This window comes from Paenibacillus sp. FSL L8-0435, assembly GCF_037965655.1.
GTDB lineage: Bacteria > Bacillota > Bacilli > Paenibacillales > Paenibacillaceae > Paenibacillus.
The window spans coordinates 1,558,082-1,578,668 of the sequence record NZ_CP150185.1 but is presented as its reverse complement, the minus strand read 5'-3'; the positions used below and the strand labels follow the sequence as shown (position 1 = coordinate 1,578,668).

General features: G+C 46.8%; 20 protein-coding genes. 4 read left to right on the top strand and 16 right to left on the bottom strand.

The window, feature by feature from the left end; translation table 11 throughout:
• Nucleotides 1-19: 19 nt before the first annotated feature.
• The 3 genes from cysA to cysT are packed head-to-tail and all read right to left on the bottom strand — an operon-like array spanning nt 20 to nt 2,695.
• Nucleotides 20-1,084 (bottom strand): sulfate ABC transporter ATP-binding protein, encoded by a 1,065-nt coding sequence (cysA, locus tag NST33_RS07080; protein WP_221819206.1) that lies wholly within the window; start codon nt 1,082-1,084, stop codon nt 20-22.
• A gap of 1 nt (nt 1,085) precedes the next feature.
• A complete protein-coding gene (locus NST33_RS07075) occupies nt 1,086-1,883 on the bottom strand; it encodes a sulfate ABC transporter permease subunit (RefSeq protein WP_221819205.1) in 798 nt (265 codons plus the stop codon).
• Entirely contained in the window at nt 1,880-2,695 is an 816-nt protein-coding gene (gene cysT / locus NST33_RS07070; RefSeq protein ID WP_339307342.1) for a sulfate ABC transporter permease subunit CysT, read from the bottom strand. Before cysT ends, NST33_RS07075 begins: the two co-directional genes overlap by 4 nt.
• 345 nt (nt 2,696-3,040) lie before the next feature.
• Between cysT and NST33_RS07065 the strand changes: the two genes are divergently transcribed.
• Nucleotides 3,041-3,442 (top strand): secondary thiamine-phosphate synthase enzyme YjbQ, encoded by a 402-nt coding sequence (locus NST33_RS07065; protein WP_076327247.1) that lies wholly within the window; start codon nt 3,041-3,043, stop codon nt 3,440-3,442.
• Nucleotides 3,443-3,632: 190 nt separating this feature from the next.
• On the opposite strand, the gene NST33_RS07060 is transcribed toward NST33_RS07065, so the two are convergent.
• The 5 genes from NST33_RS07060 to tkt all read right to left on the bottom strand — a co-directional run bounded on the left by NST33_RS07060 (nt 3,633) and on the right by tkt (nt 9,290).
• Nucleotides 3,633-4,235 carry a TetR/AcrR family transcriptional regulator gene (locus tag NST33_RS07060; RefSeq protein WP_221819202.1) on the bottom strand — a complete coding sequence of 201 codons (603 nt, stop codon included), beginning with the start codon at nt 4,233-4,235 and terminating at the stop codon, nt 3,633-3,635.
• A gap of 5 nt (nt 4,236-4,240) precedes the next feature.
• Nucleotides 4,241-4,873, bottom strand: coding sequence for a YigZ family protein (locus tag NST33_RS07055; protein WP_339308633.1), 633 nt, complete (start codon nt 4,871-4,873; stop codon nt 4,241-4,243).
• A 176-nt stretch (nt 4,874-5,049) separates the two neighbouring features.
• Nucleotides 5,050-6,405, bottom strand: a complete 1,356-nt coding sequence (locus tag NST33_RS07050) for a glucose-6-phosphate isomerase (RefSeq protein ID WP_017689982.1) — start codon at nt 6,403-6,405, stop codon at nt 5,050-5,052.
• A 189-nt stretch (nt 6,406-6,594) separates the two neighbouring features.
• On the bottom strand, nt 6,595-6,912 hold the full coding sequence (locus tag NST33_RS07045; RefSeq protein ID WP_017689983.1) for a pyrimidine/purine nucleoside phosphorylase: 318 nt from the start codon (nt 6,910-6,912) through the stop codon (nt 6,595-6,597).
• A 335-nt stretch (nt 6,913-7,247) separates the two neighbouring features.
• Nucleotides 7,248-9,290, bottom strand: coding sequence for a transketolase (gene tkt, locus NST33_RS07040; RefSeq protein WP_036610788.1), 2,043 nt, complete (start codon nt 9,288-9,290; stop codon nt 7,248-7,250).
• Between the two features lie 434 nt (nt 9,291-9,724).
• On the opposite strand from tkt, the gene NST33_RS07035 reads away from it, so the two are divergent.
• Nucleotides 9,725-10,204, top strand: a complete 480-nt coding sequence (locus NST33_RS07035) for a hypothetical protein (RefSeq protein ID WP_339307340.1) — start codon at nt 9,725-9,727, stop codon at nt 10,202-10,204.
• 73 nt (nt 10,205-10,277) lie between these two features.
• Here NST33_RS07035 and purU read toward each other — a convergent pair whose 3' ends face one another.
• A complete protein-coding gene (gene purU / locus NST33_RS07030; RefSeq protein ID WP_017689986.1) occupies nt 10,278-11,171 on the bottom strand; it encodes a formyltetrahydrofolate deformylase in 894 nt (297 codons plus the stop codon).
• Between the two features lie 42 nt (nt 11,172-11,213).
• Nucleotides 11,214-12,320, bottom strand: coding sequence for a deoxyribonuclease IV (locus NST33_RS07025; RefSeq protein WP_221819193.1), 1,107 nt, complete (start codon nt 12,318-12,320; stop codon nt 11,214-11,216).
• A gap of 170 nt (nt 12,321-12,490) precedes the next feature.
• Here NST33_RS07025 and NST33_RS07020 point away from each other — a divergent pair, with 170 nt between their 5' ends.
• Nucleotides 12,491-12,958: a DUF2621 domain-containing protein gene (locus tag NST33_RS07020; protein WP_221819344.1), complete on the top strand. Its 468-nt coding sequence runs from the start codon at nt 12,491-12,493 to the stop codon at nt 12,956-12,958.
• Nucleotides 12,959-13,118: 160 nt separating this feature from the next.
• Nucleotides 13,119-14,030, top strand: coding sequence for a TIGR01777 family oxidoreductase (locus tag NST33_RS07015; RefSeq protein ID WP_237176502.1), 912 nt, complete (start codon nt 13,119-13,121; stop codon nt 14,028-14,030).
• Nucleotides 14,031-14,042: 12 nt separating this feature from the next.
• On the opposite strand, the gene NST33_RS07010 is transcribed toward NST33_RS07015, so the two are convergent.
• The 6 genes from NST33_RS07010 to NST33_RS06985 form a co-directional block, all read right to left on the bottom strand.
• A complete protein-coding gene (locus tag NST33_RS07010; protein WP_339307337.1) occupies nt 14,043-15,815 on the bottom strand; it encodes a DUF6382 domain-containing protein in 1,773 nt (590 codons plus the stop codon).
• Nucleotides 15,816-15,928: 113 nt separating this feature from the next.
• Complete coding sequence (locus NST33_RS07005) at nt 15,929-16,450, bottom strand: prepilin peptidase (RefSeq protein ID WP_339307335.1); 522 nt, start codon at nt 16,448-16,450, stop codon at nt 15,929-15,931.
• A gap of 8 nt (nt 16,451-16,458) precedes the next feature.
• Nucleotides 16,459-17,523: a pilus assembly protein gene (locus tag NST33_RS07000; RefSeq protein ID WP_339307333.1), complete on the bottom strand. Its 1,065-nt coding sequence runs from the start codon at nt 17,521-17,523 to the stop codon at nt 16,459-16,461.
• Nucleotides 17,520-19,637 carry a hypothetical protein gene (locus tag NST33_RS06995; protein WP_339307331.1) on the bottom strand — a complete coding sequence of 706 codons (2,118 nt, stop codon included), beginning with the start codon at nt 19,635-19,637 and terminating at the stop codon, nt 17,520-17,522. Before NST33_RS06995 ends, NST33_RS07000 begins: the two co-directional genes overlap by 4 nt.
• Nucleotides 19,638-19,728: 91 nt before the next feature.
• Nucleotides 19,729-20,406 (bottom strand): TadE/TadG family type IV pilus assembly protein, encoded by a 678-nt coding sequence (locus NST33_RS06990; protein WP_339307330.1) that lies wholly within the window; start codon nt 20,404-20,406, stop codon nt 19,729-19,731.
• Entirely contained in the window at nt 20,387-20,578 is a 192-nt protein-coding gene (locus tag NST33_RS06985) for a Flp1 family type IVb pilin (RefSeq protein WP_237176508.1), read from the bottom strand. The genes NST33_RS06990 and NST33_RS06985 overlap by 20 nt, the downstream gene beginning before the upstream one ends.
• Nucleotides 20,579-20,587: the final 9 nt, after the last annotated feature.

The following is a 20,587-nucleotide window of genomic DNA, read 5'->3' as shown; positions in this document are numbered from 1 at the left end:
CCCCTTTCTTCCACTTGATCTAAATCATCACCGGCATCGGATCTTCCTTCAGTCGGTTCTCTACCACCCAACTGTTGGAGTCATTGAACAGGTATGCACGGTGTACAAGGACTCGAATTGGTTGACCGATCTCCAATGTCGTTTTCTCCAGGGAACGATATGTGATTAACTTATGACCCTGTACGTCCACCTCTACCATCCATTCACTGCCGCGGAAATGAAGATGTTTGACTGTACCTTTTTCCGTTGCAGACAGCATGGTGAATTCGTTTTTCAAGCCGATCTCAATATACTCCGGTCGGATCAGCGCTTTGGTACCTTCACCCTCAACCGCATGTTCGAATCCTTTCAACTGGGAGGCATCCTCCACAACCGTAGACTCCCCGATAAATGTAGCGACAAAAGGGGTCTGCGGGTTTTTGTATATATCCCAAGGTGTGCCCTTTTGCTCCAGACGACCTTGGCTGATAATCATAATCTCGTCCGCCACTTCAATCGCTTCATCCTGGTCATGTGTTACAAAAATCGAAGTGATTCCTACCCGCTCGATTAGCTCACGTAACCATGAACGCAGTTCCTGACGGATCTTGGCATCAATGGCCGCGAACGGTTCGTCCAGCAATAACAGCTGTGGCTCCGGGGCGAGTGCTCTGGCAAAAGCAACACGCTGACGCTGCCCACCAGACAGCTGATGCGGATAGCGCTGTTCGAAACCTTTTAACCCGGTCAGTTCAACCAGTTCCATTACCCGATCACGGATCTGGGCTTTTGGTGTCTTCTTAACCTTGAGTCCAAAGGCGATATTCTCAAATACCGTCATATGTTTGAACAAGGCATAGTTCTGGAATACAAATCCGATGCCCCGCTCCTGTGGAGGCAGATGGTTCACTACTTTTCCGTGAAAGCGAATCTCCCCGGAACCCGGATTCTCCAGACCCGCAAGCATCCGCAGAATGGACGTTTTCCCGCCTCCGCTGGGTCCAAGCAGACCGATCAGATGGCCTTTGGCAATATCGAATGAGACATCTTTTACCGCATGAAAATCACCGAAATGTTTGTTCAGATCACGGACTTCTACATGCATATCAATGCACTTCCTTTCGCTTCTTGGCCCATTCCATCATGAGCAGCAGCCCGACGGAGAAGGTTACCAGCACCAACGCCACACCATTTGCGGCAGCCACATTAAAATTCTCAACATCCTGATACACCAGGGTTGTTGCGGTCTGCGTTTTGTTCATAATATTACCGGATACCACCAGCACTGCACCGAATTCCCCAAGCGAGCGCGCAACCGTCAAGACTAGACCATACACTACCGCCCAGCGGATCGAAGGCCATGTCACACTCCAGAACGTTCTCCAGCCGTATGCGCCAAGTGTAGATGCGGCCTCCTCTTGCTGGGAACCGAGTTCCTGCAGGACAGGCATAACCTCTCTGACCATCAGTGGAAAGGTAACAAATAACGTTGCGATCACCATACCCGGGAAGGCATAGACCACATTGAATCCAATCCCTTCAAAAAAAGCGCCCATAATGCTGTTAGGTCCCAACATCAACACAATCATCAAACCGCCAATGACAGGAGATACGGCATAAGGCAGGTCTACAATGCTGTTCAGCAGCCCTTTTATCTTTTCACTCAGCCATCCGGCACGAACCAGATACAGAGCCATCATGATGCCAAACAATGTATTTAACAGGGTGACCACCAGGACAACCAGTCCGGTCATCATCAAGGCATGTAGCGCCTCAGGACGCATTAACCCTTTCAGGAATCCACCTGCCCCGTCTTCAAATGCACCAATAAAAATGCGTCCGAGCGGGATGATCAGCAGTACAATAAATACCGCAAACGTCAGTCCGATTAAGAGTCGTCTCATCGTCTTCTCCCCCGCATCTGCACCAGATTGATCAGCCAGAGGATCAGGAAGGAGAGCGTCAGGAGCAACACGGATACCGCAGCAGCTCCCGTTGGATTATCACTTTCAATCTCCCCGTAGATAAATACGGAAGCGGTCAGTGTTCTGCCCGGAATGTTACCAGCCACCAGCACGACAGCACCAAATTCAGCCAGTCCTCTGGAGAAAGCCAGCATCCCCCCACTGATCATGCCAGGTGCCATGGAAGGCAAAATAACCTGCATGAACGTGCGAGCCTTGGATGCCCCCATCGTGTACGAGGCCTCTTCCTCGGAAGGATCGATTTCTTCCAGCAAAGGCTGCACCGCACGGATAACAAACGGAAACGTGACAAAGGTCATCGCGATAACAATGGCGGGCTGGTGAAATACAATCTCAAATCCCATGGATTCTGCCAGTCTCCCGATGGCACTGACCGGACCCAAAAGCAGCATAATCATCAAGCCGCCCACCGCTGTTGGCAGTGCAAACGGGAGATCAACCAGACTGTTGAGAAACGATCGACCTACAAAGCGATACCTTGTCAACACCCAAGCGATCATCGTGCCCAAAACCACATTAATCAGCGTGGCAATCACGGCCAGCCGAATGGTCAGCAGTACGGCTTTCCACGCGATGGGGTCCATAATGCTCTGAACAAAGTTGCTCCATCCTTCGGAGAAGGAATTGACGTACACACCGATGATTGGAAGTACAATAAGTACGATAAAATATAACAATACGGTACTGCGGAATCCCCAAGTCCATCCCTTATGACGAAGAACGGTATTCATTGCTGCGTTCCCTCCCAGCCTCCGGCTTTAGCTCCGGTCGGCAGTCTTCCTGGTTTTAATACGACATTTTTCCTAAGTTGGATGATATTACTTTAATATTATTCCCATTAGTCTACTTGGTTTTGCTTTTCTGATACTTTACCAGTTTGCAGTGCTAATCGTCAATGCTTTTATTGAATATAATTGGGCCTCATATGAGAACGATTAATAAAAATCACTTCAGGTTATTTCTGTCCTCTTCGTTATGGTGCAATTCCCATAATCAGCGTCATTGTGGTTTGTTTGGTATGTAGTGGTTAAGGTACAATCGAGGGTAAGAACAGAGATGATAAGGAGTGATCTAACATGTTATATACGAAGAATATATCCACTTCCACACGAGACGAAATGAAGGATATCACATGGGACGTGAAGCAGGTTGTCCAGAGTAGCGGAGTGCAGAATGGGACGGTGCTCATCTACTGTCCACATACGACGGCCGGTATTGCCATCAACGAAAATGCAGACCCGGATGTGAAACACGATGTCTTGTTGCGTCTGGACGAAGTATACCCTTGGGAGCATCCCGAGTATCGACATGCCGAAGGCAATACAGCCTCTCACCTCAAATCGATCACTACAGGGCCATCACAGACGGTGATTATTCACGAAGGCAGGCTGCTGCTTGGCCGCTGGCAAGGCATTTACTTTTGCGAATTCGATGGACCACGTGAGCGGGAGTACTTCCTCAAAATCATGGAAGGTTAGTTGGGTCCAATAGGCCTGCCACCCACTCGTTCATTTTTGATAAACACAAACAGGCGGTCCACCCTCATTCCGGGTCGGAGCCGCCTGACTTGGTTTGCTGCGCATACTAACTTTCGCGAGACAACGTTATAAAGGATTAAAGTTATGACAAATCACCGCCCTGAAGTGTAGGGGTGCAACAACAGCGCCATTATTGGTCGCCAGACTGCTGACCCAGATTGCGGCACAGCACTTTGACATGAGACAGCGCAGACGATTCAATCTCCACAAACGTTAAACGGTCCTGAATGTAATAAGAAATGAATCCGTGCATAGCCAAAAATAGCGTACGCGGTACCCTTTGAATATCCTCTTCCGTACAGTTCTCTTCATTCATATACTGCCTTATAATCGATGCAAACAATTCGAAGCAACGTCCCTGTTCGGCACGACAATAAGACAACAGTTCTTCGTCCCTGATCATAAACATAATTTCGTATTGGTATGGATTCTCCAGACCAAAGCGAATAAACTCCATCATGATATGCTCTACCTTGCTCACATCATCACGAACCGGCCTGACCATGGCTTGCAGCAGCAAATGCCCCAGATGATTAAAATCTTCAACCACGATGGCATAGAACAGCTCTGCCTTTTCCTTAAAGTGATAATACAGCGACCCATGACTATAGCCCAGATGCTGGCCGATGCTTCGCATCGAAATGGCGCGGTATCCTTTGGTAATAAAAAGGTGCCTCGCCGCCTCCAGTATCCGCTCCCTCGACAACTCCTGTTCGACTGCTCTTCTAGCCATATATTTTATTCCCCTTCAATAAAATAAAGCCGCTGTCCCTCCGTGATCCGGGATTGCCCTTGCGTCAAATCCGTGATCCAGGCTACAAAAGCCTCGGTTTCACTATCCGGCGGAAGACAAGTCAACGTAACCTTATCGGTGAATCCAGTTTCACCTGTACGGACTTCCCGGCTTCTTAACTCATTTTCCACTTTACCCAGCCACGTATAATCCAGTTCAACAAACACTTCACGATGCAGCACGTTGGTAATGGCTTCTCCGGCTTCAATGGCTGCTACAGCTCCATCCGTATAAGCACGAATTAACCCGCCAGCTCCAAGCATAATTCCCCCGAAGTATCGCGTAACCACAATTGCCACATTTTTTAATTTCTGATTTTTGATCACTTCAAGAATGGGTTTCCCTGCTGTTCCGCTGGGTTCCCCGTCATCGGATTGCTTCTGGATCTCGTCCCGCTCCCCAATCATGTATGCAGAGCAGTTATGAGTTGCATTCCAATGTTTTTTCTTGATCTCATCGATGAAAGCAACAGCTTCTGCCTCTGTCGTGACCGGCATAATATGACCGATAAATCGCGACTTCTTGATTACAATTTCCAGATTGCCCGGTCCTCGAACCGTGCGATAACGTTCAATCATTCCAAATCCAACTTTCTGATCTTTTCCTGAGTCCATTTTACAAGAAAGCAGTTCACCGCGCGAACGCGGACGAACTGCCCTGGTTATCTACATCCGGGAACCCTGCATCTTACACAAACAGTGATTCCCAGTTAGATTTACATTACCTTATTCAACTATATGAGCAGACCGATGAATTATTCGGAAAGTCTCGCTTCGAGCGCTGCTTTCTCTTCTTCAAAGCCTGGTTTGCCCAGCAATGCAAACATATTCTTCTTGTAAGCTTCCACGCCTGGTTGGTCAAATGGATTGACGCCCAGCAGGTAGCCACTGATACCGCATGCTTTTTCAAAGAAGTATACCAGATATCCGAAAGAATATGGAGTCATATCTGGAATGTTCACAATCAGGTTTGGCACTTGACCATCTGTATGTGCAAGCAGTGTTCCTTGGAATGCTTTTTTGTTAACAAAGTCCATAGTTTTACCTTCAAGGAAGTTCAAACCATCCAGATCGTCCGGATCGGATTTGATTGAGATATGCTCTGCAACTTCAGTAACCTGGATAACAGTTTCGAAAATATTCCGGCTACCTTCCTGAATGAATTGACCCATGGAGTGCAAGTCTGTAGAGAAATCAACGGATGCAGGATAGATCCCTTTGTAGTCTTTACCTTCACTCTCTCCAAACAGTTGTTTCCACCACTCGGATACGAAGTGCAGGGAAGGCTCATAGTTTACAAGAATCTCAGTTCCTTTGCCTTTGCGATACAATGCGTTACGAACTGCAGCATATTGATATGCTTCATTCTCAGCTACGTTCGGGTTGCTGTATTCCTTGGATGCGTCAGCCGCACCTTGCATCATTTCTTCGATGCTGATACCAGCTGCTGCGATTGGCAGCAAACCTACAGCTGTCAGAACGGAGTAACGTCCGCCTACATCATCCGGGATAATGAAAGATTCGTATCCTTCTGCATTTGCCAGTTCTTTCAATGCACCGCGTGCTTTGTCTGTTGTAGCATAGATGCGTTTGCGAGCTTCTTCTTTACCGTATTTCTCTTCCAGTGCTGCACGGAAGATACGGAATGCAATTGCTGGCTCTGTTGTTGTACCGGATTTGGAGATGACGTTAACGGAGAAATCTTTGCCTTCAACCAGATCCAGCAAATGAGTTACATATGTGGAACTGATATTGTTTCCTGCAAAATAGATTTCAGGTGTTTTGCGTTTGTCTTTTGGCAGATTGTTATAGAAAGAGTGAGTCAGCATTTCAATCGCTGCACGTGCACCCAGGTATGATCCACCGATACCGATAACGATCAGTACTTCGGAGTCGCTTTGGATTTTGGCAGCCGCTTTTTGAATGCGGGCGAACTCTTCTTTGTCATAAGCCGTCGGCAGGTCAATCCAGCCCAGATAATCGGAGCCTGTTCCTGTTCCGTTGTGAAGCTGCTCGTGAGCCAGACGAATCGGTTCTGCAAAATAATCCACTTCATGCTGATTTACAAATTGCAATGCCGTGCTATAGTCAAATGTCACTTTTTTTGCCATGATCTCAAAAACCTCCTGATTTCGGTTATATTTTTTCCGTATCCGTATTCCATTCTAAACAACTTGCCTTAAGGATACTTCAAATCCACGGGGCTGACAAGCTTGCAGCTCGAACTTTGTCGTTAGAATTCAAGAAGCAAAAAGGGTAAACCGAATCCGCGGGTTGCGGTTCTGCTTACCCTTCTTATGTTATTCCGCCGGGTACGAGCAGACGTAGTCAGTAACGCTGCGTATCTCCAGTTTAAATTTGGACTCGGCAGGCACGTGGAACGTAGCTTGGCCTTGAATCTCTTGCCACTCTTCTTCTCCGGGAAGCAATACTTTCAGATCTCCGGACAGAATCTCCATAATTTCACGGGAATCCGTACCGAACTCATAACTGCCTGGAAGCATGATGCCTAGAGTCACTTTGCTGCCATCCCCCAAAATAACCGTTCTGCTGGTTACCTGACCATCATAATAAATGTTGGCCTCTTTCACTACACTGACTTGATCGAATTGTGACATGCGTACCCGCTCCCCTGAAGTTAATGAAAACAAAAGGCAAAACAGATCAGGGCGATAACGAGTTACCGCCCATGCTCTGCGGAAATAACTTACTGCCATGGATCAGGACAGCATGAAGCTCTCCCGACCATAGCAGCGCTTATGAAGCTATAAGTGCGTGTTCAAAAAGTCAGGTTTTCAGTACCGCGAAGATGGGATGAAGCTAGAAATGGAGTAGCGGAGCGTAGGAGAAAACTACGTGAGCAACGGACATTTCGGCTGAATCCCATCTTCGACGCTGATGATGCCGTGAGGCATCCTTCGTAATCAAAAGCAGACTTTTTCAACAACCTCTATTACAGCAATGCTTTTACGCGGCTAACCACGTTGTCCACTGTAAAGCCATATTCTTGGATAACACGGTCGCCAGGCGCGGATGCACCAAATGTGCTGATTCCGAGAATGTCACCTTGATCTCCAACATATTTTTCCCAGCCCATTGGATAAGCCATTTCAATCGCAAGACGAGCTTTAACATCCGGAAGAAGAACGGACTCTTTGTAAGCTTTGTCTTGTTTCTCGAACAGATCCCAGCTTGGCATGCTGATTACGCGAACTTGGATACCTTGTTCAGCAAGTGCTGCTTGAGCTTTAACAGCCAATTGCACTTCAGAACCTGTAGCGATGATTTGTGCTACCGCTTTGCCATCTTTTGCATCAGAGACAACATAAGCACCACGTTTCACGTTCTCACGTGAACCTTCAACCGTACCTTCCAGGATCGGCAGGTTTTGACGAGTGAGTACGAGTGCAACCGGGTTGCTCTTGTTCTCAAGCGCATAAGCCCAAGCAGCCGAAGTTTCATTACCATCAGCCGGACGAATAACCGTCAGGTTAGGAATGATACGCAGGGATGCCAGTTGCTCGATTGGTTCGTGCGTAGGACCATCTTCACCAACAGCGATACTGTCGTGAGTCAGAACATACGTTACAGGCAATCCCATCAGGGCAGCCAGACGAACAGCCGGACGCAGGTAATCGGTAAATACGAAGAACGTACCTCCGAATACTTTCACACCGCTGTGCAGTGCCATACCGTTCATTGCTCCAGCCATACCGAATTCACGGATACCGAAGTAGATGTTACGGCCGGAGTAATCTTCTGGTGTGAAGTTCTCCAGGTTGTTCAGGTGAGTCATTGTAGAGCTTTCCAAGTCAGCAGATCCGCCTGTCAGTTGTGGCACGTTGTGTGCCAGACCGTTCAGAGCGTTACCGGATGCTACACGAGTTGAAAGAGCTTTGTCTGTTGCTGCATATTTAGGAAGATCACGGTCCCAACCTTCTGGAAGGTCGCCGTTAATCGCTGTTTCGAATTGAGCTGCCAGCTCAGGGAAAGCTTTTTTGTACTCGGCAAATTTCTCATCCCAAGCTTTGTTAGCAGAGATACCACGATCTTTCACTTGTGCAAAGTGATCGCGAACTTCAGCTGGTACGTGGAAGTTTTCTTCGTAAACCCATTTGTAATACTCTTTAGTCAATTTGGCTTCGTCTGCACCCAGTGGAGATCCGTGAGTACCGCCGTGGCCGCCTTTACCTTGTTTGTTAGGGCTACCATAACCGATAACCGTTTTAACTTCGATCAGTGTAGGACGCAGTGTATCTGCTTGACCTTCCTGAATTGCTTTTTCGATTGCAGGCAGATCGTTACCATCTTCAACGCGCAGCACTTGCCAGCCATAAGCTTCAAAACGCTTCGCGATGCTTTCGGAAGAAGACAGATCCAATTTACCATCCAACGTGATGTCATTGGAGTCGAACAACATGATCAATTTGCCCAGGTGCAAACGTCCAGCCAGGGAAGCTGATTCATGAGATACGCCTTCCATCAAGTCACCATCACCACAGATTGCGTAAGTGTAGTGGTCAACTACGTTGAATTTGTCTTTATTGTATGTTGCGCCCAGTTGAGCTTCAGCCATCGCCATACCTACAGCCATTGCAATACCTTGACCCAGTGGGCCGGTTGTTGCATCAACACCTGCAGTATGTCCAAATTCCGGGTGACCCGGAGTTTTGCTTCCCCATTGACGGAACTGTTTCAGTTCTTCCATTGGAAGATCATATCCGCTCAGGTGCAGCAAGCTGTACAGCAACATGGAGCCATGTCCTGCAGACAGGACAAAACGGTCCCGGTTAACCCAAGTTGGGTGGTCCGGGTTATGAGTCATCGTTTTTGCAAAAAGTTGGTACCCCATTGGAGCGGAGCCCATAGGCATACCCGGATGTCCGGAATTTGCCTTCTCAATTGCATCAATCGCCAAAGTACGTACGGTAGTAATCGACAGGTTGTCGATTGTGGTGTTCTCGTCCTTTTGAATCGCTTCGTTCTTGTCAGTCATGGTTTGTCCTCCTCATGTCTTTAGATAAGTCGGGTGCGCAAGCGAATCCCTCTCATCATACAAGCAAACCGAATTTCACAATAAGTGAATCCGCTTGAGTGTTTCATTTTGACTTATTCACTTTTGTATTGTATCACTTGGCGTGAAGCTTTTCCATAACCTTCTTTTAGAAGTTCGTGAAAATCGGTGGTTTGTGATGAATAATCCTTAGCTTATCAAGCAAAAATCGTACTTTACAAGGTACTAAATTCCAAAAGCAGACTTAAGGAGCCTCACAAATCCATCGCATGAAGTATAACCTTTAACCTGAAAACCATGCATTTTTTAGATATTCATCCTCAATTCACATATAATGTTCCTTAATTATGGATTCGAGATTCGGGCATTGGTTTACTTTTCAGATGTACACGCGTCAATCATAGGAGGTCACGATCATGCCAGATCCTGCTGCTCACCCATCAACATCGGTAAAAAACTCATTACCCTGGTTATCCGGTATTTTAACGGGAATCCTCTCGGGAGTTGTACTTGGGTTTTTCCTCAAAATGATTCAGGCCAGCACAGGCGAACAAGTATATACCCTGCTGCTGAATATTGATTTTGTGCCTGGTCTTCCGCCAACCTTACCCGAATTCATTGAATTTGCTTTGCATCTCATCGTGTCCGTTGTCATCGGCATCTTCTATCTGTGGTGGGTAAGGCATTCAGGCCGCCCTATGATCAAAGGAATTTTACTTGGTGCAGTCTCGTCCTTGCTCTATATCCCACTCTCTCAATTGTCATCACGTGTTCCAGAGCTGTACGATGTGTCCGCCATCCTCTACTGGATTGTAGGACATCTGCTGTTTGGTACTGTGCTTGGCTTGTGCGGAAAGTATATCAACACAACAAAAAAAGCGACTCCCGTTTCGTAAACGATTGGGGTCGCTTTGTTGTTAATCTATTATGTGGTTCCGAATCAACCTTGCACAGTATTAAAGCATGAGCTTAAAATACGACGGTTTTATTTTCGTGAACGAGAACACGGTCTTCAACATGCCATTTCACGGCACGTGCGAGCACAACACGCTCAATGGTACGTCCGATACGTTTCAGCTCGGTTACATCGTCCCCGTGGCTTACACGCTGCACGTCCTGTTCAATAATCGGGCCGCCATCCAGTTCTTCCGTAACATAGTGGGCTGTCGCACCGATAATTTTGACACCACGGTTGTACGCCTGCGCATACGGTTTACCACCCACAAAGGCTGGCAGGAACGAATGGTGGATATTAATGATTCGATTACGGTAGTGCTCAATGAACATGGGAGAGATGATCTGCATGTAACGAGCCAGAATGATCACATCCACATCGTTGCCGATGACGTCCAGTTGGCGCTGTTCCGCTTCTTTCTTCGTATCTGCTGTAACCGGAATATGATGATATGGAATACCGAATGATTCTACATAGTCCTTCATGTCCAGATGGTTGCTGACCACAAGCGCAATATCGGCATCCAGGTCGCCTGCCTGCCATTGCCACAACAATTCAACCAGACAATGATCTTCTTTGGATACAAAGATAGCCAGTTTTTTCTTGCGGCTGACCGCAGATAACGTCCACTCCATCTGGAAACGGCTTGCCACTTCTGCAAAATCAGCTTCGAGTTTCGGCAAATTGACCAACAATTGTGGAAGATCAAACTCAATCCGCATAAAGAACATGCCGCCAGCAGGGTCCATGGTATACTGGTCCGACTGAACAATGTTTGCACCATGCTGGTGCAGGAAATGAGATACGGCAGCTACAATTCCTGGACCATCTGGACAGGAAATAAGCATGCGCGCACGATCGGCGCGGTTTTTAGAATCAGGGCGTACTTGTTTAGCGTGGATCTCCATCGGGTTATTCTTCCTCCTTCAATTAAGCCATGACCTGCGGGATTAACCCGCAAGCCATGCAATCAAGCGATGATTCAGTTGTTCTTCATTCAAATGCGGGAATAGTGCAGCTTCAGCCACCATGTCATAGAGGCGTTCCAGCGGTTCGCGCGGATCTGCCTTTTTGGCTTTGGCATCATTTTTGAGCAGCGTCCACACATCCAGAATATACGAACGAGACTCAATCTCTTTACCTTTGAAAAAGTGTTGCAACTGTTCTACTTCTGTCAGGAATTCCTGGCCGAATCGACCGGCAACATCCCCACGAAGCAGGGCAATCTCCACCTCATACATTGGACGCTGTGTCTTGGCCTCTTTACCAATCCAAGGTGTCTCCAGAATAAATGGACGTCCTTGAAGCTTCTCATGGTTAACGATGCGGTTAATCGCTTCAAACCCGATCCAGCCAGAGCCAATTGGTGTATGACGGTCCTTGTGCGCACCCACAGCATTCTTACTATCATTAATATGCATTACGGCAATGCGGTCAAGTCCTACAGTGCGATCGAACTGTTCCAGTACACCGTCAAAATCGTTAACGATATCGTATCCGGCATCATGAATGTGGCATGTATCCATACACACAGTCAGACGTTCGTTATACGTTACTTTCTCAATAATCTGGGCGATTTCTTCGAAACTGCGACCCATCTCCGTACCTTTGCCAGCCATGGTCTCCAGAGCAATGTTCACATCTGTCTCTTTCACACCCTCCAGCACTTCATTCAACCCTTCTGCGATCCGTCCGATCCCATAGTGGGCATCTTTGTCTGTAAAAGCGCCGGGATGTAATACGATGTTTTTCACACCAATGGCATGTGTACGACGGATCTCTTCCTGAAGGAAATCTACAGCGAGTCTATACGTGTTGTCTTTGTATGAGCCAAGATTAATAATGTACGGTGCATGGACAACGATATCTTCCATTCCACCCTCTTGCATGGCAAGTTTGCCTTCTTCAATATACATGGATTCGATTGGCTTGCGACGTGTATTCTGTGGTGCACCCGTATATATCATAAACGAACTGGAACCGTACGAGGACGCTTCCTTCGTTGCACTCAATAATCCCTTGTCCGAAAAGGACACGTGGGAGCCGATTTTCAGCATTATTGATCCCCCTTAATCTGAATTATCCCTTATTCTAACGCGATTATCGAAATAAATCTAGAAATGCGCTATAATTCGGGATAGAGGCTATTTTTTACAGCTAATATGTGGAACATGGGTAGGCGGAATCCGTCTTTCCGTGAAAATCAATGAACCGAGGTGACTCCGCAATGATTTTCGACTCCTACGCGATGATACTGACCAGCAGTTCCCCCAGCAATTGGTTTATGAATACGATCGCATTCTGGACTTTTTTATTGCTTGGCAGCATGTGTATCGGTGGATTTTTTATGATGCGCAAGTTTTTGAAAGTGCTACCAAAAGCGGACGGAAAGTCCAAACTGGATTGGCAGAATTATTGGGTTGAAGCCAGCCGTCACTTATGGACAGATGAAGCCAAAGCTTTTTTGGATCAACTTGTGGAGCCTGTGCCAGGGCCATTTCGTGACATTGCCAAACATTCCATTGCTGCAGAGATCGGTAAAATTGCAGTTGAAGACGACGCCACGGAAGTATCGAGAGATCACTGCATCAAAGGTTACATTATAGCCACACCGAAAAGGGATAATAAGTTTTTGGTCAAATTTTTGGAGAAAAACAAAATCGATTATTCCCCTTATCAACATTTGATTAAATAAAATAAAAGATGAGTTAAATGACATATAAATTTGGTTAATTAGATACAGATATGCTCCGTCAGGTAAGTTATTCCCAACAGGCATTGCTTACCGTACGGGGCTGTTTGTCGATCCAACGGTAATATATCAGCGCAGTGAAAATACAGAGAGGATGTTTGATATGAAAATTGCCATTTGTGGAGGTACCGGATTTGTAGGAGGAGCACTTGTAGATTACTGGCTGCAAGCCGGGCACCATGTGAAAGTTATTACACGAAAACTGCCTGACTTGCATAATCCAAGTAAAAATCTTACATATATATCGTGGGAACAAGTCGAAGAACAACCTCACTTGCTGGAAGGTATGGACGCTCTCGTTAACCTTGCCGGAGAAACGCTGAATCAACGTTGGACAACCAAAGCGAAGCTGGAGATTGTTGAATCCAGAGTCACGACCGTAGCGCGGGTAGCCCGATTGGTGGAGTCTCTGGAACAAAAGCCGGAAGTGGTCGTTCAGGCTTCTGCCATGGCCATCTATGGAACCTCCCCTAACGAAACCTTTGACGAGAGCAGTCCACAAAAATCAATGAACTTCCCGTCCCGGGTCTCAGAACAATGGGAAATAGCTGCAGATGCCATCAAGCATGTCAGACTCGTCAAAATCAGGGTTAGCCTGGTGCTTGGCCATAAAAAAGGAGCCTTTCCATTGATGAAACTCCCTTACATGCTCGGTGTTGGCGGCAAGATCGGCAGTGGCAAGCAATGGACCAGCTGGATTCACATTATGGATATCGTAAGGCTGATTGACTTTAGCATTCAAAATAAACAAGTGTCAGGTCCGGTTAATGCTTCCTCACCGAATCCGGTCACCAATGATGAATTTGGTCGTACGGTCGGCAAGGTCTATCATCGCCCTCACTGGTTCCCCGTACCCAGCTTTTTAATTAAAACCTTAGTTGGTGAACTATCCGTTGTTCTGCTTCAGGGGCAGAGAGTCATTCCGCAAAAAGCACTCGACCACGGATTCCAGTTCACTTTCCCTACCTTAACCCAGGCATTGGAAGATCTGAAGCATCGCGGCTTATCTGACTGATTGAACAAGGCCTTATCCAACCGACCGATAAGTATAGACTGATTCCGCAAGTGTAAAGGTGTCTCCATCCGCCAATGGATACTCCTTATACGGAGCAAGAATATTGCCCTGAAGAATGGTGCCATTGACGGAACCCAGATCCTTAATCACATAGCCCGATTTGTTCCGGCTCAATTCCACATGAGCACGGGACACGCCGGTCGCTGTGTCCACCCACTGAACCATGTCTGCTGATCTTCCGATGACAAAAGATGCGCCTTGCACATCCATCCGTTCATGTTGGTCACTGGTGCCAGATCTTCGTTCAAGATAATAAGACGCCATCACCGGGCCTTCCCCTGTAAATTTACCATTAGCCAGATTCTGCAAATTTACGGTTGCTTCCGCAACTGCATCATTTCGAATTAGCTCTGAAGTTGAAGCTACCGTTTCCACATGGCGCTGAACGAGCGATGGTTCGGAGTGTTCAGGTGTCACATGCAGACTTTGATAACGGGAATGCTCGCTACTACCTTCTGAGGTGGATGCAACCGTTTGTTTTATGCGTTCCGCTGGCCTTTCAGCTGTATTCCAGCGCCAACTTTCCTGAAATGGTTCCTCTTCATCTTCCATTTGCTTGCCTTTGTTCTTACCTAAATTGAATGAAAAAGACCGCTTATTCTCTGAATCATTCTGAGGGCTTCCCTTACGTTTCCACGTCCATCCTGCTATACCAAACAAGCCAAGGCTTAGTACCATGCACAGTATCATCTGCGTCTGTCCCGGTTGCTCCATGTAAATAAATCTCCATACCAATGCCATGGCAACCATACAGCCCAATATGATATAGGTTACTTTGGAAGATCCGGGCTTCTCCTCCACTTCCATATCAACACGCTCTAGCGAATCATACGGGTTACTTCCTCTCTTATCCATACTATTTGAACTCTCTAATGAAGATTGCTCAGGTGAGCGCCTGCCTGGAAAGGTTCGAGATCTCACCGGAATGTCTTCCACCTCAGATTCACTCGTTTTCTGCGGCTGACGGAAATTTAGTTGCGGTCCCACAGCAGCATTTTGAACGGGAGTACCGGGTTGATATGGCCGAGAAGTACCAGTGGCTAGCCTGCTATCTCGCTCAGAAATCGACGAATGAAGATCACCTCTTGAATCATTGGGTGTTTCCGAAGTTCTGGATGAGAGAAATGCTGCGCCTCCTCCATTCTCTTGCTCGTCAGCGTATAATTCCAAAAGGAGTTCTCGCAACTGTCTGATATCCCAGCGTTCATTGTCACATAACTGCAGAACACGCTGAATGCCTTCTCCCTGCAGTTCCTGTACATGCGCCATAAGCCTGATCACCAGCTCACGGAATTGCTGCGGCGTTGGATCAACTTCAACCGTATCCATGATTGGTACATATACCATCCCTAGCTCACCCTGTTCGAATGAACCGTTGATGAACAAGTACTCTTCATGGATCAATAATTTACGAGGCTCCAGCATGTATTGCCGGCATTCCGTGAAGGCATCAGCTAGTTGGAACAACAAACCATACAGAACACGCAATTTGATTTTGCTTGACTTTAACATCTGAGATAACATCTTGTACCCTGATATGTCGTACTGCAAAGTTACATTTCGATCGACTTCCCGAATATGAACAGGAAGAAGTCGCGGAATCTGATTGGAGGACAACATCCCCATCTGTACCCGGCTTAATTCCTCCATTCGTAACCCGTCCTCTTTCTCCAAAACCATGAATGCTCCGCCGTTACGAATAAAATCTCTCGTTAATCCATACATGCCAATCCTCTCTTTCCATTGTTATTTAGGTCAACTAAAGAAAGTTACACTGGGCACTTCGATGACGGAACAACCTTCCGATCACTGTTATCCCCAGATTTCTTGATTCCCTTTTATAAAGGGAAAAGTCCCGAGACAAGCACCGTGATAAATCCAGGTAACACCGCCAGCATAAACGGAAACTTCAATGTCTTCTCCTTGTTCACCAGCTTGAGCGAACCAAGCATGAAGAACCCCGCAAGACTACCTGCCATGCCTCGAATTCGTTTCGCTGAGTCCTTTCGGAATAGCAGTATCACTAGACCTATTGCGCCCGCGTACAAAACGGAGTAAATAATGACATGAATGCCAAAAACAAGTCCCGTCCATGCGCCAATCCCACCAAACAATTTCACATCTCCTGCTCCTACGGCGCCAATCGCATACATCAGAAACAAAATGCCAAAACCTGCTGCTAATCCAGCGGCTGAGAACAAGAAACCATCCCAACCTCCCCATATGATATGGGCCAATACGCCTGTAACAGTCACGGGTAAAGTCAATCGATTTGGAATTTTCATGGAACGAATATCTGTAATAAAAGCTGCAATGACGTATATGCCACAGGCAATGTAAAACCACTCCACCTCTATCATCCCCTTCCTTATTTTCTGGAGGCCACGGTAAACGTAGTCTCCGTCTTGGCACCGTCCCCTGTCTCGACAACAAAACTCCAAGTTCCTTCTGTTGTCCGAGTACCAACAAACCAGTTCCATTCAATAATTCCATTCTCATCTGCGGTAGCCCAGCCGATGTGCTTCGCAGAACTTTCACCTGACTTGTAAAATATCGTTAAGTTGGCTGTCTCTCCTGGTTCTACCTTCACCTTGATCATTGCATTGTTGCCTATGTAAGCCGGGTCAGGCTTCGACAGAACCGTTGCTGAATCCGCAGTATCCCCGTCTCCTGCACTGCCATCCGATCCTTCTCCGGTATCCCCAATCCATACCCGTTCTGCCGCAGCGGCCTGAATCCGTAGCGGTTTACTGAGAAAGGGGACTTTTAGCGGCAATTCATAACTCAGTTCAAGTCGGAAATACGGATTTGTTTTGTTTTTAAGATCAGGTACCGAAATACCATTCACATGAACACGTTCCATATTCAGCAGCGTTGGCTCGATAAATGGTTGAAGCAACGGTTTTACCGTGGGATCAAGTACGGTTTCCAAGACGGATGTTTTGATCTCCTGTAGTGGTTGTTCACCACTGGCCGCCGCTGAACGTACCCAATCACTTAATGGCTCGGGTAGAGAAGAAGCATAACCTTCTGCCCATTCCGTCAGAGATAACTCTGGTATCTTCCAACCCCCTCCAGAACCTTCTCCGCCGGCAGAATCAGAAGGTGTGAATGCAAGGGAAACGGGATATATTTTCGTTGATAACTGCTTCACCGCTTCACCCGCTGTGCTTTGTAACGCTGTGGAGATTAGAGTCATTTGCACTATGAAGATGAGAAACATGATAAAAAACAAGAAGACAGGTAACACTAGTGAGGCTTCCAGAACCATGCTACCTTGTTCCTTTTCCGAAGAATATATCTGCTTTTTGAGAGACTTCAAACGCTGCAATCTGATTATTCTTGTTAAACGAATCTGCATTTGTGCGCTTTCTTTTTCATAATGTTGCTGCTTATCCATAATCCCTCCACCGAAACGATCCTGATTATTCAATAGGAATAATCCGCCTTCCGTTCAATGAAAAATCGTCCATCTTCAACTTGGTCCGCACTACCCATAACTGCACCTATGCTTCTAACCACCCCTGGTAAAAACCACAGCTTGATACTGCTGCGCATGTTACCCGAAGCATACGTCTGTTTCTCATCTGGATTCACACCCGTATTCAATCGAATTAGCGCCAGCATTCTGGACATTTTGCGTTCATTGTTACTATGCATCAATAGGAACAATCGGAGATGGTCCCTGTACGTCAGTTTGACTTTGATATACTTGGACAATTCCACACTGCCCTCTTTTGCTAGTTTCACCATATCCGCGATGGCGTTTGTAATCCCGTATAAGATTGCTGCCGATAATACCAGAAGTGGGTTCCCCAGCTTGCTGTGCTCAATTAACCCTTCTGCGGTTCGAATAGCCAGCCGCATCCCAAATATCTCCGCATATGCCGCAGCGATGTTACCCGAAGGATTATGAAACCCATAAACGATATACTCCAGTTCCTGATTCTCCAGTTTGAAAACATCACCAGCATCTCCACCACCTTCAGCCCAGGTAAATAACTGACCAAAATCCATGGAGTTAAAATAGGCTAAAGCATATTCATTCTGAAATAATTCGTCGCCAAGACTGTCCAACAGACCGGACATCCCGCCAAACAAACTGTCCATTCCCTTCATGGCATCGCCACCAGAGTCATAGGGGTCTCCAGCAATCTCTGCCTTTTTGGCTTCCTCACGACTAGCCTCGTTAAAAGAAATATTAGCGTTATAATATTCCTCCAACTGTTTGAAAGTGTCCATGGAACCCGAACTTCCATTCTGGATCTGCGACAAGATTCGTTTGACTTCCTTCAATTTCCCTTTGGATTCTTTGTCATTCGCTTTGCGTTGGGCATCCGACCCACGACCACTCTCCAGCTGCTGCTTACTCTGTTGGATGAGGTTGGCAGGACCACTATTCACATAGGTATCCATATATCGTTCCGTAATCTGACTTGCCTGTCTGACCGCAGGTTTAATCGGAACCCCACTCATTCCCGTAACGCTGCGAAGCTGACTATTCAATTCCATGTTGTCTCTTCTGACGTTAGAGAAGTCCGCATTCTGGGAAACAACCCGTGCCTTCAACTGATCAAACAGGCTATCCGCCCTCAAAAGCTCCGAGGCGAGTGAGCGTGTGCTCTTAGCTTCACTGCCTGATCCAGTAGTTGCAGGACTCGTCCCAGGCAGATTCGAGTTGCCCACGTTGTCGTAGCTGGCATTCTGTGAACGGTTCTCCCCCTCCGCGATCACACGTTTCATTTCCTCATTAATCTTGCGTGCTTCTTCGATCTTGGACTGTGCTTCCTCCAGTTTTGTTTGATGGGCCTGTAACGCGGGCTGTATGATCATGCTGATGCCTGTCACCACATTACCAACACCAGTCCGATAACGAGCCAGTTCCAATATGTATTGTTGCTCTCTCAACGGCAGTCCCTCATCTGCCTGTTTCTTGTTCAGATAATCTGCATAACGTGCTGCTGCCTCGGCAGCTGTCTCCGGTGTTTCTTCCAACATTTCTTCATAGATCGCTTGTGAAGGCGGGTCCATGATCAACTTTGGAAGATTCTTCAGCTTCTCCGCGGATTCCGTCTGATTGGCAATGGCTTCGTCCAGTAGTTCTTCACGTTTGTCATATAACTTCTGTAATTTTTTCAGCAAATCTACCGTGTGCGCGGCTTCCTTCATCTCGTCTGACATTGGTTTGAACCGATTGATCACTTCAAGGGTAAAATCAACCGGAGCCCGATACTTCATATCCTCCTGAATCTGGCGATTAAATATATCGTATCTGCCCAGTTCACGCTCCATGCTCAGCGTAGTTGTATCCCACTGGATATCCAGAATGGGAAATCCATCTTTTACAGCTGAAGGCTTCACGCTATCATTCAGTACTTTAGCCATGATTGCATCCCCACTGCTGTCGCCATACCCGAATAAACCATACTCTCGTAGTGATGTGTCATAGGCTGACATGACGGATCTCATCGCAGCATGTGTCATGCGTTCAGTCTGCACCTTGAATGCAGCTATACGAGCGTAATCAATAAATATAGCAACAAACATATAAACTCCGGCCAATATTAATATTAAAAAAAGGGTTACGGCTCCCAACTCACCGTCTTTTTTTCTAAACAGCTCCGCCCTCCTCCTTTTCTCACTTTTTACTTTTGCCAAAATGCTGCACAACCTGTCCGGCTTCTGCCGCTGTACTGGTCGCCGCACCGCCTTTGCCTTTAAACTTGGCTGCGTAATAACGAACCAGATCGACCGTTCGAATGAATTCAACCGGTTCAACAACTGCGGATGATCCCCGCGTCAGTACACGGTTACCTGAATCGAACAAAAAAGAAGGAAGAGGCAAAGAAATTACTTGTTCCAGCTTGGTTGTTACTTTCCGCTGAATCAGAGAATTCTGATACTCAATCGTTCCTTTCATGGCTGAGGGCATATGTTGCACCGCTTGTGCTAATTTCTGTTCCGAGAGATTGCCGCCTTCACCAGCAGGTATAGAAACGCTAACCTGATTATCCGCTCCCGCCCAGCCAAACAGCGCTCCAAGCATACGATCGTCCGTCAGTCTCCAATACAGATTGTCATGTTCTCCAGCAACATATTCACCTGTCATCGCCTGTTTGTGGCTGTTGTCCCAGCTATAGGCTGCACGTTCGGAAGCTGCATAGGCATGTTGATTCAGGAATGTCTTTTGATACATGTACATGGTGAAAAAGAGCAATAACACAAGAATAAACAGCACGACAGGGAAGATCAGGGAGGCTTCAACGGTGAAGCTCCCTTCTTCCTTCTTCAGCCTGTTAACCCGGGAAAAATTCATTACTTTTTGTATCCACTTTGCTAAGAAGAGACTTGATTAGTGCCGTTATTTGGTCTTTAAAAATCAAAGCAATAATGATAATAACCCCGATAATCAGAATCAGCTCCAACGTGCCGAGTCCGTCCTCTTCCTTCCAAAATACGTTTACCTTGTTTTTCAACACTTCCATCATCCCAATTCC

Excerpts from the sequence above, each read along its gene's own strand:
- NST33_RS07020 (WP_221819344.1), top strand. The coding sequence starts at position 12,491 with ATGATTTTCGACTCCTACGCGATGATACTGACCAGCAGTTCCCCCAGC.
- NST33_RS07010 (WP_339307337.1), bottom strand. The coding sequence starts at position 15,815 with ATGTATGGATTAACGAGAGATTTTATTCGTAACGGCGGAGCATTCATG.
- NST33_RS07005 (WP_339307335.1), bottom strand. The coding sequence starts at position 16,450 with ATGATAGAGGTGGAGTGGTTTTACATTGCCTGTGGCATATACGTCATT.
- NST33_RS06990 (WP_339307330.1), bottom strand. The coding sequence starts at position 20,406 with ATGAATTTTTCCCGGGTTAACAGGCTGAAGAAGGAAGAAGGGAGCTTC.
- purU (WP_017689986.1), bottom strand. The coding sequence starts at position 11,171 with ATGGAGATCCACGCTAAACAAGTACGCCCTGATTCTAAAAACCGCGCC.
- cysA (WP_221819206.1), bottom strand. The coding sequence starts at position 1,084 with ATGCATGTAGAAGTCCGTGATCTGAACAAACATTTCGGTGATTTTCAT.
- NST33_RS07015 (WP_237176502.1), top strand. The coding sequence starts at position 13,119 with ATGAAAATTGCCATTTGTGGAGGTACCGGATTTGTAGGAGGAGCACTT.
- NST33_RS06995 (WP_339307331.1), bottom strand. The coding sequence starts at position 19,637 with ATGTTTGTTGCTATATTTATTGATTACGCTCGTATAGCTGCATTCAAG.
- NST33_RS07060 (WP_221819202.1), bottom strand. The coding sequence starts at position 4,235 with ATGGCTAGAAGAGCAGTCGAACAGGAGTTGTCGAGGGAGCGGATACTG.
- NST33_RS07065 (WP_076327247.1), top strand. The coding sequence starts at position 3,041 with ATGTTATATACGAAGAATATATCCACTTCCACACGAGACGAAATGAAG.
- cysT (WP_339307342.1), bottom strand. The coding sequence starts at position 2,695 with ATGAATACCGTTCTTCGTCATAAGGGATGGACTTGGGGATTCCGCAGT.
- NST33_RS07075 (WP_221819205.1), bottom strand. The coding sequence starts at position 1,883 with ATGAGACGACTCTTAATCGGACTGACGTTTGCGGTATTTATTGTACTG.
- tkt (WP_036610788.1), bottom strand. The coding sequence starts at position 9,290 with ATGACTGACAAGAACGAAGCGATTCAAAAGGACGAGAACACCACAATC.
- NST33_RS07045 (WP_017689983.1), bottom strand. The coding sequence starts at position 6,912 with ATGTCACAATTCGATCAAGTCAGTGTAGTGAAAGAGGCCAACATTTAT.
- NST33_RS07035 (WP_339307340.1), top strand. The coding sequence starts at position 9,725 with ATGCCAGATCCTGCTGCTCACCCATCAACATCGGTAAAAAACTCATTA.
- NST33_RS06985 (WP_237176508.1), bottom strand. The coding sequence starts at position 20,578 with ATGATGGAAGTGTTGAAAAACAAGGTAAACGTATTTTGGAAGGAAGAG.
- NST33_RS07025 (WP_221819193.1), bottom strand. The coding sequence starts at position 12,320 with ATGCTGAAAATCGGCTCCCACGTGTCCTTTTCGGACAAGGGATTATTG.
- NST33_RS07055 (WP_339308633.1), bottom strand. The coding sequence starts at position 4,873 with ATGATTGAACGTTATCGCACGGTTCGAGGACCGGGCAATCTGGAAATT.
- NST33_RS07050 (WP_017689982.1), bottom strand. The coding sequence starts at position 6,405 with ATGGCAAAAAAAGTGACATTTGACTATAGCACGGCATTGCAATTTGTA.